The 21,941-nt window shown below is 46.7% G+C and carries 20 protein-coding genes and 1 tRNA gene; 7 read left to right on the top strand and 14 right to left on the bottom strand.

Annotation, left to right across the window (positions count from 1 at the left end; all coding sequences use genetic code 11):
- The first annotated feature begins 90 nt into the window (after window positions 1–90).
- The 5 genes from NF543_RS15595 to NF543_RS15575 all read left to right on the top strand — a co-directional run bounded on the left by NF543_RS15595 (window position 91) and on the right by NF543_RS15575 (window position 6,003).
- Window positions 91–693, top strand: coding sequence for a hypothetical protein (locus NF543_RS15595; protein ID WP_257668850.1), 603 nt, complete (start codon window positions 91–93; stop codon window positions 691–693).
- Window positions 694–1,206: 513 nt separating this feature from the next.
- Window positions 1,207–2,538, top strand: a complete 1,332-nt coding sequence (locus NF543_RS15590; protein ID WP_257668851.1) for an ankyrin repeat domain-containing protein — start codon at window positions 1,207–1,209, stop codon at window positions 2,536–2,538.
- Window positions 2,539–2,617: 79 nt separating this feature from the next.
- Window positions 2,618–3,148 carry a hypothetical protein gene (locus tag NF543_RS15585; RefSeq protein ID WP_257668852.1) on the top strand — a complete coding sequence of 177 codons (531 nt, stop codon included), beginning with the start codon at window positions 2,618–2,620 and terminating at the stop codon, window positions 3,146–3,148.
- Window positions 3,149–3,202: 54 nt separating this feature from the next.
- Window positions 3,203–3,982 carry a LytR/AlgR family response regulator transcription factor gene (locus NF543_RS15580; RefSeq protein WP_257668853.1) on the top strand — a complete coding sequence of 260 codons (780 nt, stop codon included), beginning with the start codon at window positions 3,203–3,205 and terminating at the stop codon, window positions 3,980–3,982.
- 5 nt (window positions 3,983–3,987) lie between these two features.
- Window positions 3,988–6,003: a histidine kinase gene (locus NF543_RS15575; protein WP_257668854.1), complete on the top strand. Its 2,016-nt coding sequence runs from the start codon at window positions 3,988–3,990 to the stop codon at window positions 6,001–6,003.
- A gap of 137 nt (window positions 6,004–6,140) precedes the next feature.
- Here the strand turns inward: NF543_RS15575 and NF543_RS15570 are convergent.
- From NF543_RS15570 to NF543_RS15540, 7 genes are all read right to left on the bottom strand, one after another.
- Window positions 6,141–6,212: transfer RNA gene (locus tag NF543_RS15570), tRNA-Glu, on the bottom strand.
- A gap of 107 nt (window positions 6,213–6,319) precedes the next feature.
- The gene (locus tag NF543_RS15565) at window positions 6,320–7,747 is read right to left on the bottom strand and encodes a TolC family protein (RefSeq protein ID WP_257668855.1); all 1,428 of its coding nucleotides are present in this window, start codon (window positions 7,745–7,747) and stop codon (window positions 6,320–6,322) included.
- 82 nt (window positions 7,748–7,829) lie between these two features.
- Window positions 7,830–11,042, bottom strand: coding sequence for an efflux RND transporter permease subunit (locus tag NF543_RS15560; protein ID WP_257668856.1), 3,213 nt, complete (start codon window positions 11,040–11,042; stop codon window positions 7,830–7,832).
- Between the two features lie 15 nt (window positions 11,043–11,057).
- Window positions 11,058–12,197, bottom strand: coding sequence for an efflux RND transporter periplasmic adaptor subunit (locus NF543_RS15555; RefSeq protein ID WP_257668857.1), 1,140 nt, complete (start codon window positions 12,195–12,197; stop codon window positions 11,058–11,060).
- A 163-nt stretch (window positions 12,198–12,360) separates the two neighbouring features.
- Window positions 12,361–12,963, bottom strand: coding sequence for a TetR/AcrR family transcriptional regulator (locus NF543_RS15550; RefSeq protein ID WP_257668858.1), 603 nt, complete (start codon window positions 12,961–12,963; stop codon window positions 12,361–12,363).
- A 96-nt stretch (window positions 12,964–13,059) separates the two neighbouring features.
- Window positions 13,060–13,713 (bottom strand): class I SAM-dependent methyltransferase, encoded by a 654-nt coding sequence (locus NF543_RS15545; RefSeq protein WP_257668859.1) that lies wholly within the window; start codon window positions 13,711–13,713, stop codon window positions 13,060–13,062.
- 6 nt (window positions 13,714–13,719) lie between these two features.
- Complete coding sequence (locus NF543_RS15540) at window positions 13,720–14,127, bottom strand: DoxX family protein (RefSeq protein WP_257668860.1); 408 nt, start codon at window positions 14,125–14,127, stop codon at window positions 13,720–13,722.
- 143 nt (window positions 14,128–14,270) lie between these two features.
- Here NF543_RS15540 and metG point away from each other — a divergent pair, with 143 nt between their 5' ends.
- Window positions 14,271–16,340, top strand: a complete 2,070-nt coding sequence (gene metG, locus NF543_RS15535; protein WP_257668861.1) for a methionine--tRNA ligase — start codon at window positions 14,271–14,273, stop codon at window positions 16,338–16,340.
- Window positions 16,341–16,342: 2 nt separating this feature from the next.
- Here the strand turns inward: metG and folP are convergent, their stop codons facing one another.
- From folP to NF543_RS15515, 4 genes are all read right to left on the bottom strand, one after another.
- Window positions 16,343–17,149 carry a dihydropteroate synthase gene (gene folP, locus NF543_RS15530; RefSeq protein ID WP_257668862.1) on the bottom strand — a complete coding sequence of 269 codons (807 nt, stop codon included), beginning with the start codon at window positions 17,147–17,149 and terminating at the stop codon, window positions 16,343–16,345.
- Between the two features lies 1 nt (window position 17,150).
- Window positions 17,151–17,630 carry a DUF4920 domain-containing protein gene (locus NF543_RS15525; protein ID WP_257668863.1) on the bottom strand — a complete coding sequence of 160 codons (480 nt, stop codon included), beginning with the start codon at window positions 17,628–17,630 and terminating at the stop codon, window positions 17,151–17,153.
- Between the two features lie 67 nt (window positions 17,631–17,697).
- Entirely contained in the window at window positions 17,698–18,276 is a 579-nt protein-coding gene (locus NF543_RS15520) for an L-threonylcarbamoyladenylate synthase (RefSeq protein ID WP_257668864.1), read from the bottom strand.
- A gap of 22 nt (window positions 18,277–18,298) precedes the next feature.
- On the bottom strand, window positions 18,299–19,117 hold the full coding sequence (locus tag NF543_RS15515) for a 2,3,4,5-tetrahydropyridine-2,6-dicarboxylate N-succinyltransferase (RefSeq protein ID WP_257668865.1): 819 nt from the start codon (window positions 19,115–19,117) through the stop codon (window positions 18,299–18,301).
- A 127-nt stretch (window positions 19,118–19,244) separates the two neighbouring features.
- On the opposite strand from NF543_RS15515, the gene NF543_RS15510 reads away from it, so the two are divergent.
- A complete protein-coding gene (locus tag NF543_RS15510; RefSeq protein WP_257668866.1) occupies window positions 19,245–19,646 on the top strand; it encodes an RNA-binding S4 domain-containing protein in 402 nt (133 codons plus the stop codon).
- 19 nt (window positions 19,647–19,665) lie between these two features.
- On the opposite strand, the gene NF543_RS15505 is transcribed toward NF543_RS15510, so the two are convergent.
- The 3 genes from NF543_RS15505 to NF543_RS15495 form a co-directional block, all read right to left on the bottom strand.
- A complete protein-coding gene (locus NF543_RS15505; protein ID WP_257668867.1) occupies window positions 19,666–20,418 on the bottom strand; it encodes a hypothetical protein in 753 nt (250 codons plus the stop codon).
- Window positions 20,419–20,728: 310 nt separating this feature from the next.
- Window positions 20,729–21,220 carry a 6,7-dimethyl-8-ribityllumazine synthase gene (gene ribH, locus NF543_RS15500; RefSeq protein ID WP_257668868.1) on the bottom strand — a complete coding sequence of 164 codons (492 nt, stop codon included), beginning with the start codon at window positions 21,218–21,220 and terminating at the stop codon, window positions 20,729–20,731.
- A 10-nt stretch (window positions 21,221–21,230) separates the two neighbouring features.
- A complete protein-coding gene (locus NF543_RS15495) occupies window positions 21,231–21,914 on the bottom strand; it encodes a tetratricopeptide repeat protein (RefSeq protein WP_257668869.1) in 684 nt (227 codons plus the stop codon).
- Between the last annotated feature and the right edge of the window lie 27 nt (window positions 21,915–21,941).

Genomic DNA, 21,941 nt, shown 5'->3' with positions numbered 1-21,941 from the left:
TACCCAACCCTCCTTGACAAATCTAAAAACAAGCTTCATCCTTTCTGTATTTTCACATACTTTCATTTCACCACCATAAAAATAGCTGACATGAACAAATTTATCATCTCGAAAGACGCCTTTTACAAAAATGTACTGTTTGAAGAAGACGCCCTCATGGCTTCAGATGAAAACTACGAGGATGAAACGACGTTTAGGGTTCATTTGGAAAACGGCAAAAAGGGGAAGCTCGACACCCACCTCAAGCTGGCCTATACAGCCATTAATAAAATTGTCCCCTTTCCGGAGGAAAACATCATTCAGGTGTTTTTTAATAAAAGTAAAGCCGGTTTTTCCATAGGAAATGCTGAAGATTACAAAGAAATATTGAACCATATATTGAGTAAAAAGCCGCTCCAACAAACTACAGAACAAGTAGGCGGGCTACGAATGATTTTGAAGCCTGCATTATACACCTTGGCCGTAGCAATTATAGCGGGCGTCCTAATCAGCTTTGCTAAAACCCTTGAAGACGGGAATTCAGTAAGCATTAGTGGGGGCAAAAGAGGAATAAAGCGGATTTTAGTAGGGCTTGCAGAGACGTTAGGGTTATGGGGAACCGTAGCTCTTGGTGTTTTGTTAACCGGAGGTTTTTTATTTTACACGATAAAGCAATACAAATCCTCAAAAGTAGAAATGGTCGTTTATAAATAAAGATTCCGGGCTCAGGGTGACGCCACGCCCCGAAAGGCAACGGATATAAACAAACCCCATACGCATATATAACAGTGTGTGGTGCAAATTCAATCAGGGACTTACATTTGCTGGCAGAACTCATAAATTCTACAGTTATGATATTTTTTTACGGCATCAAAAACAAACATCTGAAAACATCAGCCCTAAATGCAAATCAAATTCAGTGTCAGCATTGCCACTCCGGCAATATGTTGATGAGTATAGTTGGCAGGTACGCACATTTTTTTTGGATACCACTATTTTCGATTGGAAAAACCGGCGTTTCGCACTGTGAACATTGCAAGCAGGTATTGCGAAAAAGGGAATTTACACCCCAGTTAAATCAAGAATTCATTCAATTGAAACAAGAAGTAAAGGCACCATTTTGGTTTTATATCGGATTGATTGCGATAGGCATATTGTTCATCTTGCCTATACTTACTTCCTTATTTTTCTGGTTGATTAACTAATTGTATAAAAAAGGGATATTCTTTGATTTTGTTTCGTTTCATACTCATTCTTTTTATCGCTATGCTGGCATTGGGGTGCCATGCCCCACGGATGATCGTCAACGTACAGGGTGAAGCACCGGCCCGCAATTATGGAAAGCAGGTGCTTGCCTTTACGGTTCCTCAGTACAGCGTGGTAGCCTTCCGGCCGAATCCGGATGACGATACGTACGACAACGTCGCTGACGCCGAACAACGCGAACAGATGACGCAACTGATTGAATTTTTCGGCGGTGCCATTACTTCGGAATGTCCGATCATGACCATCGAAGATGAAGCAGGTTATGTGGAAGACGCACGTGATGCGGTGAACCAAAAACCCAAGGTGCGTAAAGTGGCCCAAGGGCATGTGCGTTTTGAAAACAGGACAGGGCCGTATATTTTCCATAACCGGCCTGACGACCGTAAAAAACCGTTTGGACTGATCGTATCGAACGGTATTGACGAACCCCGTATCTTTTGGGGGACACGGGGGTACCTGCTGCGCGTGAAACGGACGTTCAACATCGATAGCTACGCGGCATTCCGCGATAGTGTTTTGGCTCGGGAAGCGGATACTCGTTTTGACGCTGTTATTCCCGAAGTGTCAGTTCAAAAGCAATTGGATGACCGAGTCGAACAATCGCTAACTATCATCGAGCATCAGCGTAGAGGGGAGCAGGTGCGGGTTGATACGCTGCTGGCAAGCATGGACAGCTTGATCCGGTGTGGGGCCGTGGTGGGCGAGCATCAGCTGTTGAAACTTGTTGAACGCGATGGCGGAGGTTGGTCGATCGCCACGCACCCGGAAGTGCTTAAACACCTGTTAAACAACTACCTCAATGGCCCAGATAGCCGAGAGGACAAAGTGTACCTCCTCAATCAATTGCTTTGCCGAGCGATCCTGATCAGCGACCCGGGCATTGTGGAACTGCTGATCAATGCCGGTGCCAACCCGCGGAAACAGGATATCTGGGAAATCCTGTATCACATCACGCCCGATTATTTTCCATCCTATGAAACGATGCGGTTGCTGGTGGATGAACTAGCATTTGACCTGTACCGCTATTGCCGGGTTACGCCACTTTGGTGGTTGATTTACGAGCGTTCGCAGCTGCCCGAGCGCCGTGATTCCCAGGTGCTGGCCGAAGAAATTCGGAAGCGTAAGCATGATGCGGACAAGGTATGCAATGTGGAAACCGGGGGCAGCTATTTTCTGGATCCGGAAATTTTTCCTGCCGACCTGACGGCTTGGGAATTGGCCGAGCGATTCGGGGATGAAGAGGTGTTGGCTTACCGTACATTTTCTCAATCCCCCGCCACGGTTCCTGAATAATGCTCGGCGGATATCAATCAGACCGAGGGGGCCTTGTTAAAGTACGTTACTTTTGTGTATGGACCACATAGGTGAAATGATGGAACCAAAGATATTTGCGTACAAACCAAAGTTTGTTGGCAACTACCTAGCATGTATACTGGGATTGCTGGGTATAGCTGTTGTCATATATCCGTTGTTTTACCGAATCGATGGGATCCGTATCAACCGGTTGGTGCTCCATGTGCCATTCCCGATCTTAAATATCATCTTGGTCGTCGCCGGATTGGCGGCGTTGTGGTATGTAAAGCAAGCGGTAGTGAAAGCGGTGGCACTGCGGAAACACGGCGGAGCCATTACGCTGGACGATCAGGGCATTTCGTTTTCCACGATACAAGGAAGGAATGCCGGCAGAAAGACCAAACCTTACGCAAGCATCGATAACATGCTACGTGCCGGGGAGGAACCCCGGCAGATTGGACAGGGCAAAGGAACTTGCTTACTCGTGCAATTTGCGGATGGAAGCACCGAATTATTCAGGGAGTCGTTTTTCAGTTCATCCGCAGCGTTCACCACCTTTGCCAGGCAGCTCAAGCAACGGATAGCGGAGGCTAGGGACGGCGTTGTTTAGCCGATAACTTTGAAAAAGACTATATTTGCTCCACACTACCTGATATGATATAGCATGATAAAAACGGTCATTATAGAAGATGAAGCCGCCATCCGAAAGGAAATCGAATGGTTGGTGAGCAAACAGCCGGACCTGGAATTTGCCGGGTCTGCAGGAAGTGTCGCCCAAGGGGTGGCGTTGATTACCGATAAGAAACCTGATTTGTTGTTGATGGATATTCAGTTGACCGATGGGAATGCATTTGAGCTACTGAAACAAATTGGCGAAATGCCGCTGCAGATTATATTCATCACGGCGTATAATCACCACGCAATCAAAGCAATCAAGTTCGGGGCGTTGGATTACCTGCTCAAACCCCTGGATGAGGATGAATTGCAGGCAGCGCTTGATCGGGTGCGCACAAGTTTTGCGAAACCTGAAAAGCTGGATGTGTCGATGCGACAGCAGCAATTGCAAGCAGCGGAAGTACAGATCGCTAAGGAACCGGAAGGGGTGGCCCCCATTGTGTCACTCGACGACCAGATCGTGTTGCATACGATGGAATATCTCCAGTTGCTGCAGATCAAGAATATTGTGTACTGCAAAAGCGAAGGGAGTTATACCACGTTTGTACTTCATGATAAACGGGAGATCATGGTTTCTAAACCATTGAAGTATTATGATGAATTGCTGCCGGAGAAATGGTTTATCCGCCCCCATCAATCTTATCTCCTCAATTTGTTGTTTGTGGATCGATACATCAAGACCGGATACATTTACCTGAAAGACAACAGCCAAATCCCGGTCTCTGTACGGAAAAAGGACTATGTGCTGCAACGTTTGACGCAACGGTGAACCCCATGAAACAGGTCTGCTTGCTATTCGGTGTGTTGTTGATTGTGGGGTGCGTTTCTCAACCGGATAGGGAGCATGTCGAAAAGCAGCGCCAGCGTGGACTGGCTTTATTAAAGGACGCTGAAACGGAGGCGCGCCTTTTGAGCGATGTCGCGAAGCGAACCGCCTACTGGCAGGAACTGCTGGCTACCCAGCCGTTTTCGTCAGATTCGATATTGCTAGCGAAGATACATTATCAGTTGGCCGGTGTGTACTATGCAAAGAATGATTTAGATTCCATCAAATGGCATATGCGGCGGGCGTGGTCACTTATTGAACGGCAGGATGGCGTGGAAGATATGATGGTTCTTTTCAATGTGGGAGAGGGTAATATCGCTACGCATGAGCAGCTTATCCATCAGGCAAACTATTACTATGACCTAGCGGTGACGATGATTCAGAATGCCGATCGCCAAACGCTCGGCTTATCGAATAGCCAGCAGGCCATGATTTACCTTGCAGCAGCGCAATCGGATGCCGGACTGCACCAATACGAGCGTGCCATTGCGCGTAACAACGAGGCAGTTAGGCGGTTGAAAGCTGATACCGCGGTGAGCGCCCGGTTGCTTTTACGTGCTTACGACCAATTAGCATCAGATTTTTTGAGTGTTTCTGAAAAGCAACTAGATTCGGCATGGGTATACATCCAACGCATGGAAACCTTGGCCGAGGAATATCCCGATGCGGCTATCCCTCGTTTCCTGTTTGATCGTAAGGCGCTCTATTATGGTGAAGTAGGCGAATCGGATTCATCCATTTATTACCATCGTGCGATCCTGCATATCGATGAAGCTAAAATCGCTTCAGGAGGTGCATCTCCCACCGACTATGCCAACCTGTTCAAGGACTTCGTCAATTTGTCGGATCGTTTTATACAAAAGCGGCGATTGGACAGCGCTTCGTTTTATTTGCGGCGTGGCGAGCGATTCATAGAAGAGCACGGCGATTATCTATCGACCAAGGAGCATATCCTATACCGTGAGAATTTGGTCAACTTCTTTTTCACTTCAGGGCAATACGGCCGGGCTTATCAGGAACACTTGAATGTGTTGGAAGCGACGCGAGAGCTTAACGAAAACAAATATGCACAGGCAATTGCAGAGATGTCTGCGATTTACGAGCTTCAGGCGAAAGAAAAGTCTATTTTGGAACTAAACCGCCAAGTGGTGATCAAAGAAGGGCAGCTGGCTGAAAATCGCCTGTTGTTGGTCATCACCACCCTGTCTGCACTGCTGGCCATTGCCGTCGTTGTTCTGCTCTATACGGGCCGGAGACAGCGTAGATTGCGGGCTGAAGCCGAACGTGCCCATTTGCAGAAAAATGCCATTGAATTAGAACAGCGTCTGTTGCGCACCCAGATGGAACCCCATTTTATTTTCAATACGCTGGGGTCGTTGCAAAGTTATATCCGGTTGGATGAAAAACAGAAAGCGCTGAAGTACCTCAAACAATTCAGCAGACTGCTGCGCAACAGTTTGGAATTATCGCGGGAGAGCTTTGTTCCCTTGGGCGATGAGCTTGAAACGCTGAGGTATTACTTGGGGCTTCAGCAAATGCGGTACGAGGAGGGATTTGATTTTCGTATTGACCACCATACGATTGACGAAGAGGAACTTCAGGGCTGGCTTATCCCTCCGATGCTGATACAGCCGTTTGTTGAAAATGCTATTATACATGGTGTGGACAGTACGGAAGGGAAGGGCTTGATTGACATCGTAGTGCTTCGTGAGCCTGATGAGAAGCGGCTAAGGGTGACCATTTCGGATAACGGCCCCGGTATTGACGGCACTGCCGCCTTGGAAACTAAAATCGCGAGCAAAAAGAAATCGCTTTCCACAGCAATTAGCAGGGAGCGGTTACAGATACTAGAAATGGAAAAGGGGATGTCGTTTGGTGTCAGCGTTATCGATCGGAATACACTGCCTGGAAATCAACGGGGAACGCTAGTGGAATTGCTGATTCCCTTGGTTTACGATTTTTAGCGGAAAATAATAAATTCGAAAATCCAAGAGACATGTTGACGAAAGGGGAACCCCTTGGTTCTTATCACTTCCATTAACAGGAGGTTATATGGTGTTAAAACGGAAAAGTCGCTGGTTTACAGCGACTTTCTGTCAAGTAGCCCGTAGGGGAATCGAACCCCTGTTTCCAGAATGAAAATCTGGCGTCCTAACCCCTAGACGAACGGGCCATGCTTAGTTTTCTCAAACCCCAATGGGATTTTTCGGTCTGCAAAGATAGAAGTATTTGTAATGCTTCCAAAACTTTTTGCATAAATTTATCGAAAGTGGCTGGCGATCACTGCCACCCACCTCCAACGGCCCGATAAAGATCGGTCAACGCTCCCAATTGCAACCGTTTGATGTTGGCTAATTCCAATTCACTTTGCAGCACATTGCTCTGGGCAGTGATTACTTCCAAGTAGTTTGCCATGCCATTTTTAAATAGCATATCGGCATTTGCAATGGCACTGCGCAATTTTTCTACCCGGTCTGTGGCAATGGCATCACGCTGCTTCAGTTTTTCGAGTTTGATTAACGCATCCGATACCTCGCCCACTGCGATCAGGATGGATTGCCTGAACTGGATAACCGATTTTTCTCTTTCAATGCGGGCTGTCTCATATTTTGTTTTCAGTTCACGCTTTTGCAAGATGGGCTGGGTAAGCCCGCCGGCAACGGCACCAAATAACGACGCAGGGATATTAAACCAATTGCTTGCAGTAAAGGTATTGACACCACCTTGCGCCGTGATCGTCAATGAAGGGTACATGCTGGCCCTTGCCTGTCGCATGTTTGCATCGGCAATAAGGATTCCAAGCTCCGAAGATTTCACGTCGGGCCGCCTACTCAAGAGGATGGATGGAATACCAGCCGACATGTTTTGTGGGATGGTGATATCTGTGAGACTTACTCTAGTCTCAACGGAATCGGGCATATTGCCCAGCAAGATATTCAGCGCGTTTTCCTGCAGGTTGATTTCCTGCTCGAATACCGGAACCAGTTCGGCAGCGGCCAATTGTTGTGCTTCGGCTTGCTCAATGGCAAGCAAACTTGCTTCGCCCACTTCATATTGGTGCCGGATAAGGGTGAGGGTCGTGTCGTTGAGCGAAAGATTGCGCTTAGCGATGCTGAGCTGTTCTTTGAGCATCAATAGGTTATAGTAAGCCTGTGCAACATTGGCCACCAGTTGGGTCTGTACGGCTTTTTGGGCCTCCTCAGTCTGTAGATAAGAAGCAAGGGCAGCAGCCTTCTGGCTGCGGATCTTACCCCAAATATCGACCTCCCATGAAAGGGAAGCTCCGGCACTATAATCTTCAATATGCTTGCTGCCCAAGAACTGATTGAGGCTGAGACCATTTAAGCTATTGTTTGATGGGCGGGTGGAACTGGCTACGACGGATAGTCCCACAGTAGGCAGGTAAGCCATTTTTGCCTGTTTCAATAGCTGTTGGGCCACTTCCAAGTTTTTAATGGCGAGTTGCAGGTCATTATTTTTCGCGATAGCGGTGTCGATCAATGCCAGCAGGCCCTTTTCTGCAAAGAAATCCGCTCGAGAAAGGGCGGTTATGCCTAACGAATCAATGGCATCGTCCATAGTGGGGGTTGCGTTGCGATAAGAGTCAGGCAAAGCGGTGAGCGCAGCAACGCTGTCTTTCGATACCTTGCAGGAAGCCAATACTAGGGTGAGACCAAGGAAAACGGGTAGTAAACGAATGGTATGCATGTTGTATAATTTATTATTGTAGACTCACGGTATCAATAACCTGCAGGAGATATTGTCCTGCAGGTCATGATTCGCGATGTGTTTAATTGTTGTGCAATACGGACTGTTCTGCTGCCACCTCTTGGTGGTTCACGCTGAAATCAGATACGGGAGGCGCTACTATAGGCCGCTTACCTGTCACTTTTTCATGCAGATATTGGAACATGATATATAGCACTGGAATAATCAGTAACCCCAGTAATACGCCTGTAAACATCCCTCCGGCGGCACCGATACTGATGGAATGGTTTCCCTTGGCGGAAGGGCCGACGGCACTCATCATGGGCGTAAGACCCACAATGAAAGCAAAGGAAGTCATGAGGATGGGACGGAGCCGCAACTTAGCGGCCTCTAATGCTGAAGCAACCAGTGATTTCCCGGCCCGACGGCGTTGTACGGCAAATTCCACGATGAGAATAGCATTTTTGGCCAATAAGCCGATGAGCATGACCAAGGCTACCTGTACATAGATGTTGTTTTCGATGCCGGTGATACCGATAGCGGCAAAAACACCGAAGATACCTGTGGGTATAGACAAGATAACCGCCATGGGCAATATATAACTTTCGTATTGCGCTGCCAAAAGGAAGTACACGAATAGGAGGCACATCAAGAAAATGATAACCGATTGGCCACCGGATGTGATTTCTTCCTTGGTGATGCCCGAAAACTCATGAGAGAACCCATCGGGCAATGATTGCGAAGCAACGGTATTCACAGCTTGTATGGCATCACCTGAACTAAATCCCGGGCTTGGTATCGCATTAATGCCAATGGAGTTGAATAGATTATACCGGGAAGTCGTTTCGGGGCCGTAAACACGATCTAGTTTGACCACGGTGTTGATGGGTACCATATCGCCGCGAACGTTTTTCACAAATACACCATCCAGTGAAGACGGTTCCGCCCGGGCGTCTTTCTCAGCCTGTAGCATCACCCGATAGTATTTGCCGAAACGATTGAAGTCTGACGCTTGTATACTACCAAAATACGCCTGCATGGTCTGTAGGATATCTTTAGTACGTACACCTAGTTGCTCCGCTTTCACATCATCCACCTGCAATTCATATTGGGGATAATCTGCCCGAAAGGAGGTGAAGGCGACCGCGATTTCTGGGCGCTCCATCAGGCTCTGGATGAAGCCGTTGCCGATTTGTCCAAACCTGTCCAGTTTTCCCCCGGTTCTATCCTGCAACACCATATCTAGGCCATCTACATTACTGAAACCCGGTACGGTAGGGAAGGTGAACACAAAGAAATCGGCACCCTTGATGCTGGCCAAGCGCTGCCTTACTAGGTTCATGATTTCATCGATATCCTTCACGTCACCCCGTTCTTTATTAGGCTTGAGGAGTACAAAGGCCACCCCCGCCGAGGGGCTGGTAGACTGGGTGAGGAGGTTATATCCTGAAAGCACGTTGAGAATTTTTGTGAACGTCATGGGCTGTAAGATATCCTCCGCTTCTCTTAACACGGTATTGGTGCGCTCCAGTGAGGCGCCTACTGGCATGGAGAGTGAAATGGCAATAAAGCCTTGGTCTTCCGGGGGGATAAAGCCGGAAGGTGTGCGCTGAATCATCACTACCGTGCTGATAAATATCACGGCCAACCCAGCTAAACTAAGCCACCTGAAGCGAATGAGGAAGCGTAGGCTCCCGATATAACGATTTGTCAGCTTAGTGAAGGCGGTATTGAAGCCAATGAAAAACTTGTCCTTAAACGACAGCTTCTTGCCATCAGCGGCATGTCCATGGTGATTGTCTTTTAGGAACAGGGCGCACAACGCAGGGCTCAATGTCAGTGCGTTTACAGCCGAGAGGACGATGGCGATAGCCAGCGTGAAGGCAAACTGCTGGTAAAACACCCCTGTGGATCCTTCCATGAAGCCAACGGGCAAGAATACGGCAGACATCACCAAGGTTATCGAGACTATTGCTCCGGTAATCTCGCCCATGGCAGATATTGTGGCTGCCTTAGGCCCAAGATGTTGGTGTTCCATTTTGGCATGTACAGCTTCTACCACCACGATAGCATCATCTACCACAATGCCTATTGCTAATACCAAGGCAAACAACGTGAGCAGGTTGATGGAAAATCCAAATAGCTGCATGAAGAAAAAGGTGCCCAAGATGGCAACAGGCACTGCGATAGCAGGAATAAGCGTGGACCGAATATCTTGGAGGAACAAAAAGACAACGAGGAAAACAAGTAGAAATGCCTCAATCAGCGTGTATTTTACTTGGGTGATGGACTGGTCAAGGGAATCTTTCGTGTTATAGAGCACGAGGTATTCTACCCCTTTGGGGAAATTTTGCGCTGCTTTCTCCATCAGCTCCTGGAGCGCAATTTGTATTTCACTGGCGTTGGATCCGGCCAACTGCATAACCCCAATGTTTAATCCGGCTTTTCCATTGATGCGGGTGTTGCTGGCGTAGGTGTACGAGCCGAATTCGATTCTAGCCACATCCTTCAGCCTCAGTATCGAACCATCGGCGTTTGACCGGATAATGATATTTTCATACTCAGTGGGCTGGTTCAGCTTTCCCTTATATTTTATAACGAATTCGAAGGACTCCTGACTGCTCTCACCAAACCTACCGGGTGCTGCTTCCACATTTTTATCTTGGATAGCAGCCATTACTTCACTGGGTGTAACATTGTAGGCGGCCATTTGGCTTGGCTTGAGCCAAACACGCATGGAGTAATCCTTGCTCCCGCCGAAAATAACGGCTTGCCCTACTCCGGGTATCCGTTTCATCTCAGGGATGATATTGATCTGGGCATAATTCGCCAGAAACGTCTGGTCATACTGCGCTTCGTCCTCCGTATAAAGGTCGATGACCATGATAAGGCTGTTTTGCTGCTTTTCGGTGGTAATACCCGCCTGCACGACTTCGGCGGGCAATTGGCTTGTCGCCTGGGCCACCCGGTTTTGTACATTGACAGCTGCTTGGTCTGGGTCGGTGCCGAGCTTGAAATAAACGGTGATGATTAGTGAACCATCGTTGCTGGCCGTGGAACTCATGTAGCTCATGTTTTCCACCCCATTTATGGATTCTTCCAAGGATGGGGCCACGGCACGAAGCACGGTTTCGGCATTGGCCCCGGGATATAAGGCTATCACCTGTACGGCTGGGGGAGCGATATCGGGAAACTGTTGTAACGGTAACCTGAACAAGCCCAGGATACCTAAAATGACCAAAAGGATGGAAATAACGGTAGCCAGTACGGGTCTTTCGATGAATTTATTGAACATGACGAAGTGTCTTTTTTAGTGTAGTGCGGTTCTGTTTATACTATCTTTAACGGTTTTTTCAGGAATAATTAGCTCGCCTTCCTGCAGGTGATCCATGCCTTTGGATACGATGCGATCACCAGCCACCAATCCGTCTTTGACAAGGTAATTGGGCCCGCTTTTACCGATTACGGTGATGGGCTGCTTGGCTACCTTGTTGCTATCATCAAGCGCATATACGAAAATCTTGTCTTGCAATTCTATGGTAGCCGACTGTGGTACAAGTAGGGCATCCTGATGCTGCATGCTTAGCCTTATTTTGCCGGTATTACCGGAGCGGAGTAATCCATGTTCATTTGGAAATGTAGCACGCAGGGTAATTGCCCCAGTATTTTTATCAAACTGCCCATCCACCATGTCTATCTTACCGAGGCTGCCGTATACGCTGTTATCCGAGAGAAGCAGTTCTACAGGAGGGATATGCTGTAGCTTATCTTCTAGGGTATTGCCCTCATATTTGCTTCTGAATGTAGCAAAATCACTTTCGCCAAGTGAGAAATAAACATGCAGCTCATGTACGTCAGACAATTGGGTCAATGGATCTGGATCTGCTGGGCTCACTAGGCTTCCCTGTTTCTTAAGCAAGCGACCGATATACCCATTGATCGGTGCTTTGACAACCGTATAATCGAGGTTAATCTGCGCGTTTGCAAGATTGGCCTTCGCTTGTTCAAGATTGGCAAGGGCTACTTTGTGGGCAGCTGTCGCTGTTTTGAGCTGGAAATCTGAAAAGACCTTGTTTTCGGATAGCCTGGTCATTTTTTCGACTTCAAGCTGGGTATTCTCCACCGCCGCCTCGGCTGCCTGTAGGCCGGCCTTCGCTAGGTTCAGCTGTTCGCGGAAAGGTCTGTCGTTAATTTTAAATAGGGCTTGGCCTTTGACAACTTTTGCGCCTTCATCGATAAAAACACGGTCAAGAATACCATCTACTTGCGGTCTAATCTCCACATTATCTAATCCGGTAATTGCGGCAGGATATTCCTGAAAAGTGGTTTGCTGGCCAGCGGTAATTTCCACGACCGGAAGGGTTTGGGCTGTAGGGCCTGTATCAGCTGAATGTTGATCATGGGAACATCCATAAATAAATAAAGGCAGAAGTAAAAGCAACTGTTTCATAATGATATTAAATTGTTTAACGATGTTAAATTAAAGTTAAAAAAAAGAGAACTAAAGAAAACTTGATATACTAAGCGCTATATTAAAAGAATTGTTTGTCATGCTTACGTTATTATTTAACGATGTTAAAGAATCTACTATCGTTAGGGTAAAGTCAAAAAAATTAATCTTTCAATGACCGCGTAATACCCTGGATGGCATCCTTGAGAATTTGCTGATTATTGCTCTCGCCCAGCAGGCCTTCATTCACCAGGTTAATGGAAATCAAACCATGAATGACCGACCAGAAGGTGAAATACTTTTGGCAAAGTATGTCTGCAGATGGCTGTTTGTCTTTCATGATTTCCTGAATAACCTCACTGACCATTTTGGAGTGTACGTTGGATCCCCCAAAGCTTTTTTGCTGCTCGCAACATTGTGTGCCAACCCCAAACATCAACTGGTAAAGTTCTTTTTCAGCGAAGGCAAAGTCCCAATAAGCGAGCCACATGGCTTCGAGTTGTTGCGTTGGCTCCGCATGGCGCTCTTTGGCATCGCACATTTTTTTTGCCAGTTGAAGGTAACCTTGGGCCGCCAATGCAGAAAGGAGGGCTTCCTTATTGGTGAAATACTCATAAATCATCGGAGCTGTATACTCAATGATCTCGGCAATCTTGCGCATGCTGAGTGCTTGCCAGCCTTCCTCCTTGACAATCTGCATGGCCGCCTCCAAGATATTGATCCTGTTTTCTTCTTTCAACCGTTGTATACGTTCCTTACTTCCCATTGTCCATTGTTTAGTTATTTAACAATGTTAGGCAAACATCGATATTATTTTTTATTGAATTGCCATATTCTTGTAAAAGCTGACAAAAGCACATAGTTATCTCGCCACCATAAAGATTTCCTCACGCATCATTTCTTGATCGGCTGCACTTTGCACCTTCCGATTGCATATGTCGATGTGTAGCACTTCAAAACCGTTTTTAACGAGCAATGCCGCCGCGTCTTCTGCACTGTATAACGTAAAGCCATAAGGCGTAAAGGGCAGTGTTTTCATAAACGATTTGCTTGCAATGGCGATGCAGACTGTTGCTCCCTGCTTGAGCATTCGCTTGATTTCTGCTAGCTGTACCATAGGATTTTCCCAAAAGTAGAGCGTATTAACGGTGAAGATCTTGTCAAAAGACTCGTCGGGAAAGGGAAAACTGATGCCATCCGTCTGTTCGAAAGCAACGTCTCCGGCTTCGATATCGTGTCGGTTTATTTCCCTTGCAGCGTGAACCATGGTTTCCGAGATATCGGCTCCCGTATACTGTATTCCCGTTCCTTTGGATAGGATATAGGCTGCAAAACGCCCGTTGCCCGGACCGATTTCCAATACCCGGTCACCGCTGCTGCAATCCAGTAGGTCGATGGCATGTCGCGTCATGTCGCCATTGCTCATATTCATGCGTTCGGCTGTTCTGATACCGGCTTCTCCCTGCGGTTTGGCCAATTGTGCGGCCACAGCCTTAAAATCGATTTCTTCCTTCATGTTAGCTTAGCGTTTATCTACACTATATTTTCCAGGGCCTATAAAAGCAAGACCCAAAAAAACTACACCGATTTCGATGGCATGGGAAGCGCCCATCAACCCATCACCGGCACCCAAATGCTTCAATGCTGCAATAAGCATCGTAAAGGTTAACAATAACGCTGTAGGCCGGAAGAATAAACCAAGGATAAGGAACAAACCACCAAAGGTTTCGACAACTGCAGCAAGAAATCCCCAAACTATAGGCAGGAATGTGATGCCGACTTCACTCATGGCACCGCCGACACCTTCCCACATCTTGATACCACCCAATAACTTTGGATAGCCATGAATGATAAACATGATACCCAAACCGACACGGATGAGCAGTAATCCCGTATTTTTAAATTTAGCTAATGATGATAATATGGCCATTTTGATATGCGATTTTTAATTTTTAACTTTTAATCGTATAGATTTTATCGCGCAATTTGATTTATCTTTGCCACATTTGCAAGCATCAGGATTCATTTTTTCTGTAAAATTGGATTCATTACCCACTAAACAACTGGAATACATTGAGTAATATAGCTTTACCTTTTAGACGTTACACGATTACTTCGGCCTTGCCTTATGCCAATGGTCCGCTCCATATCGGCCACTTAGCAGGAGCCTACATCCCCGGTGATATCTTCGTGCGTTTTCTGCGCCTTAATGATAAGGACGTGGTCTATGTATGTGGTTCGGATGAACATGGCGCTGCGATTACTATCAAAGCTAAAAAAGAAAAGACCACACCTAAGGCTATAATAGACAAATATCATAGCCAAATCAAGGAAAGCTTTGAACAGTTTGGGATTTCCTTTGACATTTACCACCGTACTTCGGAGAAGATACACCATGAGCTTTCCCAGGAATTTTTCCTCAACCTCTATGAAAAAGGGGAGTTTATCGAGCAATTATCTGAGCAGTACTATGATGAAGAGTTTCATCAATTTCTTGCCGACCGTTATATCGTAGGCACCTGCCCGAATTGTAAAAACGAGGGGGCATATGGTGATCAATGTGAAAAATGTGGAACTTCACTAAATCCCACGGATCTGATCAATCCCATTTCTACACTCAGTGGGAAACCACCCGTGCTTCGCGAAACCAAGCATTGGTACCTGCCTTTAGACAAGTACCAACCTTGGCTGGAAAAATGGCTGCTGGAAGGCAAGAAGGATACACTCAAGCCCAACGTCTACGGACAGTGCCGCTCTTGGCTCAAATCGGGATTGCAACCCCGATCCATGACGCGTGACCTAGATTGGGGGGTGGATGTGCCATTGGACGAGGCAGTAGGCAAAAAGCTGTATGTATGGCTTGATGCGCCGATAGGCTATATTTCGGCGACCAAACAATGGGCCCTGGATACCGGAAACGATTGGGAACTTTATTGGAAGAAGCAGCCTGATGTGGCAGACGATGCTTGCCTCATCCACTTCATCGGCAAAGACAATATCGTATTCCACTGCATCACATTTCCGAGCATTTTGCATGCCCATGGCGAATATATCCTGCCGGAAAATGTGCCCGCCAATGAATTTCTTAATCTGGAAGGCGATAAGCTGTCTACGTCACGAAACCATGCCGTGTGGCTGCATGAATACCTTGATGAGTTCCCCGGCAAACAGGATGAGCTACGGTATGTACTTACATCCATCTTACCGGAAACATCAGATAGCGAATTTACCTGGAAGGATTTCCAAGCGCGTGTAAACAACGAATTGGTGGCGATCTTCGGCAACTTCATCAATCGCGTATTAGTACTCTCCCACAACTATTTTGACGGCAAGGTGATGCCCGCTGCTAACTTAACGGATACGGATCGGTTTATTTTTTCCGAATTGGAGCGTTATCCAAAAGATATTGCAGGCTCCATTAGCCAATACCGATTTCGTGAGGCATTGGCACAGTTCATGAATGTAGCCCGGTTGGGCAACAAATACTTAGCGGATGCTGAACCCTGGAAACTCATCAAAACGGACGAGGAACGAGTGAAAACCATATTGAACGTCAGTCTGCAAATCGCCGCCAATTTAGCGGTGATGGCACAACCTTTCCTGCCTCATACGGCTGAGCGGTTATTTAGTATGCTCAATTTGGATGCCCGTGACTGGGAAAATGCGGGCCGTGAGACTCTTCTTCCCGAAGGGCACCAGCTGGGGGAGGTTCAATTGCTCTTTGAAAAAATCACCGATGAGCAGGTGGATGCCCAGCTTGCAAAGCTTTCCAAGGCGAAAGAAGCCAACGAAAAAGCTGCCAAAGCAATAGCCAAAGGCAATATCAGCTTTGAGGATTTCATCAAACTGGATATCCGTGTTGGGAAAATCCTGACGGCAGAGAAAGTGGCCAAAACCAAAAAGCTGCTTAAGCTCACCATCGATACAGGTATCGACCGGCGCACGGTGGTATCGGGTATCGCAGCGTTCTTCAATCCCGAAGAAATCGTCGGTAGGCAGGTTTCCATTTTGATAAACCTTGAACCCAGGGAAATCAAGGGGATCGTTTCACAAGGCATGATTTTGATGGCCGAGGATGCTGATGGCCGGTTGGATTTTGTGTCGCCGGGGAGTGAAGTGTCGCCAGGAAGTGAGATAAGGTAAGCTTATTGAAGCAAAGCAATGGCCTCTTTAGCGGCCTTTACGTCATGCACCCTAAGCATTTGAACACCCTGCATCAGGAGGACTGTATTGAGCACGGTGGTGCCATTGAGTGCGTCCTCTGGTTTCACCCCCAATTTTTTGTATACCATGGACTTGCGGGAAATGCCCCCCAGTAACGGTAGTCCAAAGACATGTAGTTCATTCACACGCCGCAGCAACTCGTAATTTTGCGCCATGGTTTTGGCAAACCCGAAACCGGGATCCAACACGATATCCTTGACACCCAGTTCGCGCAAGGCAGCTACTTGTTTCCCAAAAAATAGGCTCACATGGCGCACCACATCGTCGTAATCCGTCAATTGCTGCATGGTAGCGGGTGTGCCGCGCATGTGCATGAGGATATATGGCACTTGCAGGTCGGCCACCGTGGTAAACATGTGTTCATCCAAGGTTCCCCCAGAAATGTCATTGATGATATGTGCACCGGCTTCTATACTTGCCCTTGCTACTTCGGCACGAAATGTATCGATGGATATGATGGATTCTGGGAACTTGTTGGTAATGGCCTCCAGCACAGGGAGAATGCGGTTCAGCTCATCCGCTATAGGCACTTCAGCCGCTTTGGGGCGTGAAGAATAAGCGCCGATATCCAGGATATCCGCGCCATCCATCAATAGTTTTTCTGCCTGTGCCAATGCGGCATCGATGGTATTATGGCGACCGCCATCATAGAATGAATCCGGCGTAACGTTCAGGATGCCCATTACTTTCGGTATGGAAAGGTCGAGCAAAGTGCCTCTCGCATTCATTTTATTTCACCACCACTACGCCATCGGCAATGATGTTGATATCCATTTTCGGTTCGGTGATTTTAGCGATTTCTTCGGCATTTTTGCCGGCATCTTCCGCAAAATGTTGTTGTTGGGCTACGGAGACCTCCTTCACTTTTGCTTGTCCTTCAAGCACAACGATTTTGCCGACAATATCTTGCGGCATAAAAAAACCGTAATCCTTGAACCGCACAAGAATAGGAGATCCTTCACCTTCGCGTTTTACTCGGATGAAGCAGCCTTTCTTTTTGCATACTTCCACTACTTCCCCTTCAATCTTTCCGGTGTATACGGAGTCTAAATCAAACCTTCTCTCCAGTTCTTTCACGTTGATGGCCCCTGCCTCGTCAATGGCTTTTCCATATTGGATGCCCGGCCGGGCTGAGGGGATTTCTTCTTGCGCCATTGATACAGCTACAAAGCACGTAATCGCTGCAAATATTAATGTCACTCGTTTCATGATAAACCGATTTTTAGATTATCCAAAATTAAGGATAAATGTTGATATACAAGATGCGACTGCTTGATCATTTCCGGATAAACGAAAACTTGCCATCCGGTTCCAGTTTCATCACCTCAGACGCTTGTCTTGCACTCAAATCATCTTGACCATATTCCACCACATAATCCACCTGATCTAAGATGGACTGTTCTATTTCCAAAAAGTTCTTTGGAGCAGGTTGGCCACTGATGTTAGCGGAAGTGGAAACAATGGGTTTCCGGAAGCGTTGGAGCAATCGTTGGCAAAAGGGATGCCTCACAATACGAATACCGACGCTTCCATCATCGGCAAGTAGATTAGGCGCTAAGTTTTTAGCTCCTGAATAAACGATGGTGAGTGGTCGCGATGCATACTCAATAAGCTTGTAAGCCATTTCCGGCACTTCATTGACATAGCTTTGTAGCCTATTTTCACTGTCAAGTAAGACGATAAGACTTTTACCTTGGCTACGGCCCTTCAATCGATACACCTCCTCCACAGCCTTTGGGTTGGTGGCATCGCAACCAATGCCCCATATCGTGTCTGTAGGATATAGGATAAGCTTCCCTGCACGCAAGGTGTCAAGGGCACTGTTTATATCCGATGATTGGACACTGTTATCCATGTCAGCTGCGTTCCATCATTTATTAAACCGCCACACTATGCTCACGTAAAGCATCGTTGAGTGATGTTTTTTTATCGGTCGATTCCTTACGCTTACCAATGATTAAGGCACAAGGTACTTGGTATTCACCGGCAGCAAATTTTTTGGTATAAGAGCCGGGGATGACCACTGATCTTGCGGGTACGAAGCTCTTATACTCCACAGGCTCCGGGCCACTCACGTCAATTATTTTGGTGGAAGCCGTGAGCACGACGTTGGCTCCCAATACGGCTTCAGACTCCACATGTACACCTTCCACCACGATAGCGCGTGAACCTACGAACACGTTGTCCTCAATGATTACGGGAGCTGCTTGCACAGGCTCCAATACCCCGCCTATACCAACGCCGCCGCTCAAGTGTACATGTTTGCCGATTTGTGCACATGAACCTACTGTGGCCCATGTATCCACCATGGTTCCTTCATCCACGTAAGCCCCGATATTGACATAAGAGGGCATCATGATGACGCCTCGGGCCAAATAGGCTCCATAGCGCGCTATCCCGTGGGGTACCACACGCACGCCCAATTCCTTGTAATTGGTCTTCAGTTTCATCTTGTCATGGAATACGAAAGGTCCAACTTCCGTTACTTCCATTTGGCGGATGGGGAAATATAGGATAACGGCTTTTTTTATCCAGTCGTTTACATGCCAACGTGAACCAATAGGTTCGGCTACCCTCAGCTCGCCCTTGTCCAGGTGCTGGATAACGGTCTCGATTGCCTCCTGATATTCTTTATATTCCAAAAACTGCCGGTTTTCCCAGGCATCTTCCACCAGTTTCCTTAATTCTTTAATCATGGGTTATTATAGCTTATGAATAGGCAAAGAAAACAAATTCTTCTGACTTCACCTGTTAAAGGTTGTAAAATTCCAGCGGTTGCAATCAAAAACAAAGTTTAAGTAAGTTATTGTTAATTTTGCCTCCATGGCTGCTGAAATAGAAAAACTGCGCATAGACAAGTACTTATGGGCCATCCGGGTTTTCAAGACACGGAGTTTGGCTACTGAAGCTTGCAAAGCTGGTCGGGTGAAACTCAATGGACAAAATACCAAACCCTCCTTTGTGGTGAAAGTGGGGGATACCTACCATATACAGAAAGGTATTGAAAAGAAAGTGGTGAAAGTGAAGGGACTATTGGATAAACGGGTGGATGCCAAAAGCGCCATTAATTTTTATGAAGACCTCACTCCGATAGCAGGGACTCCTGGCTATAAAGCTTTACATCAGGCACCTGTCCTTAAAAGGGACAGGGGAGCTGGACGCCCTACTAAAAAGGAGCGCAGGGAGATTGATGGATTACAAAAGGATTGGTGGGAAGAAGATTGATTGGATAACCATCTTCCGGCTAGGGTTTGTTAAATTTTTGAGCTTCTATATTGACCAATGCCGCCGCAAGCGGGTATGTTACGCTCGTGGTTGTATCACTCCCGGTAAAACGGGTAGGCAATACCAGCCCCCCGCCGATATCCTTGAATCCACTTATGGAGAAATGGTTTGCAGCACGTTTCGGCCTCCATTCCTGGATTTGCCCGGTTTGGGCATCCATGTATAATTGGCCATCTATTGCAGTTTCAAAGCTTGTTTTTGGGTTTTTGATGTTCACTACGGTAAAACGTTGTGATCCGATTAACTTTTCTTCTGCTACGGTATACGAAACGCTGTTCCCTTCTAAGGCTGTGGGTAAAAACAATAGGTATGCATCCTTTTCAAAATCAGACCTTACCTCGTCGATAATATCAGCAGCAACCCGTTGATTATCAATCTTTATACCATTGATATATGCCGTGCCTTCAGCCGTTTTGACGTTGAATAGTACAATCACATTTTCATCATCTGTAGTAACGCCATCAAAACGACAATTGCCAGAGAGTTTATCCCATAAATATTTACGTTCGCCTTGTGCAAAGGAATGTTTCTCCCCTCCAATACAGCTAAACATGAAGTACCGGGCATTTTGCCAATTTTCTTTACCGCCTATTCCTTCCCATAGTTTGGCTGCCACGCTCGAATTGGTGGCCGGTTGGCCATGGGTCGTCGTAAAAAAAATAAGCAAAGTAAGAAATAGGGCCAGGTTGATCTTTACATAATTGTCCACCATCTCTATAAATCTATTTCACAAATAGCCTGTAACATCAGCTATATTGAACATGCTAAAAACACGAATGACAGCAATATTGATTATTTCTCCAAACAAAAGTAACAATTACCGAACCCGTTTTGTTTTTGGATAAGTATTATAGGCGGGGCAGGTTTTTCTCGAACAGGACTGCATCGTTAGTGAAGTCAGTATAAGAAGCATGATGGCTATAGAAAGGACCCTTTTCATATGAGATAAGTTTCTGTGACTATAATTATAGCAAAATTAGTACCGAAAACGTTTGCCATCCATCAACATCTTAGCTAATAAACTATCTCATGGTGGCATTCAAAGTCGCCATTTGGATGGCAGTCACTGCGGCCTCTTCTCCTTTATTGCCATGTTTGCCGCCGGCCCTATCCAGTGCCTGCTGTAAATTGTCTGTGGTTAAAACGCCGAAAATGACAGGTATATTATGTTTCAATGCCAGATTTGTGATGCCGTGGGCAACAGCGCTGCAGATGTAGTCAAAATGCTTTGTCTCGCCCTGTATCACGCAACCAAGGCATATCACGGCGTCCAATGTGCCATCACGGAGCAGGATATCTGCCCCGCTAGTCAATTCATAGCTGCCAGGGACATGCACAATCCTTATGTTTTCCCCAAGGGTCCCATGTTTTTTCAACACTTCATAAGCCCCTTTCAACAAACTACCCGTGACTTCGGCATTCCATTGCGATGCCACAATACCAAATCGATAAGGAGTAGCTGAGGCAACTGCTATATGGGAAAAATCCGATAAACTCTTGTTGTTACTAGCCATACCACTGGGGTTACAATTGCGCTTCTGCCCGCGCGATATAACTTTCTATGGACGTAGCTTCATGGCTTTCAGGAAAATCCGATTGAATCCGCTTGTACGCTTCAAGTGCTTGTTTGAAATCATTCTGGGCCTCGTATACAAGTCCCAGTTTTTTGAGTAGTAAAGGGGAAGTGAATGTGTTTGAATTTTTATCAGCCGCCTTCTTGTAGTAGGAAGCCGCCTTTTTATAATCCTTTAGTTCGGAATATGCATCCCCAAGCAAACCAATGACCAAGGGATCCAACACGGTGCTGCCCGTATTGCTATATTTTTCAAGTGCGTTTACGGCCTCCTGGTAGTTGCCTTGCCGTAGGTATAATCCTCCTAGGTATGCATTAGCGATGTTTGCGGATTTTGTGTTCTCATATTCGCCCGCGATTTCTTTAAATCCTGGATATGACCCATCGCCATCAATGGCACGTTGTTGTAATGAATCTATCGTAGCATAGGTCTCCGCTTTGAAAAGCTGGTCTGCCGCCGTTGTAGCGCGCGGAGCTAAGTAGAACCGCTGGTAGCCGATGTAAAGCAACAGCAACACCACGATGCCACCTATGATGAAAGCCAAGCTCTTCTGGTTTTCTTGGATGAAGCTACCACTTCCTGGTTTTTTGGCGGGAGTCTCCGCAACGGTTTTATGTTTTTGATTACTTGACATTTCTGTTTCTAAAATTCGGACTGCAAA

Origin of the sequence: Parapedobacter tibetensis (assembly GCF_024704835.1) — a bacterium.
In the GTDB taxonomy this organism is placed as follows: domain Bacteria; phylum Bacteroidota; class Bacteroidia; order Sphingobacteriales; family Sphingobacteriaceae; genus Parapedobacter; species Parapedobacter tibetensis.
The sequence above is the reverse complement of the archived record's forward strand: the minus strand, read 5'-3'. Positions and strand labels throughout refer to the sequence as shown.

Bases quoted from the DNA above. Each gene is read 5' to 3' on its own strand.
- NF543_RS15595 (WP_257668850.1), top strand. From the start codon at position 91: ATGAACAAATTTATCATCTCGAAAGACGCCTTTTACAAAAATGTACTG.
- NF543_RS15585 (WP_257668852.1), top strand. From the start codon at position 2,618: ATGGAACCAAAGATATTTGCGTACAAACCAAAGTTTGTTGGCAACTAC.
- NF543_RS15580 (WP_257668853.1), top strand. From the start codon at position 3,203: ATGATAAAAACGGTCATTATAGAAGATGAAGCCGCCATCCGAAAGGAA.
- NF543_RS15575 (WP_257668854.1), top strand. From the start codon at position 3,988: ATGAAACAGGTCTGCTTGCTATTCGGTGTGTTGTTGATTGTGGGGTGC.
- NF543_RS15565 (WP_257668855.1), bottom strand. From the start codon at position 7,747: ATGCATACCATTCGTTTACTACCCGTTTTCCTTGGTCTCACCCTAGTA.
- NF543_RS15560 (WP_257668856.1), bottom strand. From the start codon at position 11,042: ATGTTCAATAAATTCATCGAAAGACCCGTACTGGCTACCGTTATTTCC.
- NF543_RS15555 (WP_257668857.1), bottom strand. From the start codon at position 12,197: ATGAAACAGTTGCTTTTACTTCTGCCTTTATTTATTTATGGATGTTCC.
- NF543_RS15550 (WP_257668858.1), bottom strand. From the start codon at position 12,963: ATGGGAAGTAAGGAACGTATACAACGGTTGAAAGAAGAAAACAGGATC.
- NF543_RS15545 (WP_257668859.1), bottom strand. From the start codon at position 13,713: ATGAAGGAAGAAATCGATTTTAAGGCTGTGGCCGCACAATTGGCCAAA.
- NF543_RS15540 (WP_257668860.1), bottom strand. From the start codon at position 14,127: ATGGCCATATTATCATCATTAGCTAAATTTAAAAATACGGGATTACTG.
- folP (WP_257668862.1), bottom strand. From the start codon at position 17,149: ATGAATGCGAGAGGCACTTTGCTCGACCTTTCCATACCGAAAGTAATG.
- NF543_RS15525 (WP_257668863.1), bottom strand. From the start codon at position 17,630: ATGAAACGAGTGACATTAATATTTGCAGCGATTACGTGCTTTGTAGCT.
- NF543_RS15520 (WP_257668864.1), bottom strand. From the start codon at position 18,276: ATGGATAACAGTGTCCAATCATCGGATATAAACAGTGCCCTTGACACC.
- NF543_RS15515 (WP_257668865.1), bottom strand. From the start codon at position 19,117: ATGATTAAAGAATTAAGGAAACTGGTGGAAGATGCCTGGGAAAACCGG.
- NF543_RS15510 (WP_257668866.1), top strand. From the start codon at position 19,245: ATGGCTGCTGAAATAGAAAAACTGCGCATAGACAAGTACTTATGGGCC.
- NF543_RS15505 (WP_257668867.1), bottom strand. From the start codon at position 20,418: ATGGTGGACAATTATGTAAAGATCAACCTGGCCCTATTTCTTACTTTG.
- ribH (WP_257668868.1), bottom strand. From the start codon at position 21,220: ATGGCTAGTAACAACAAGAGTTTATCGGATTTTTCCCATATAGCAGTT.
- NF543_RS15495 (WP_257668869.1), bottom strand. From the start codon at position 21,914: ATGTCAAGTAATCAAAAACATAAAACCGTTGCGGAGACTCCCGCCAAA.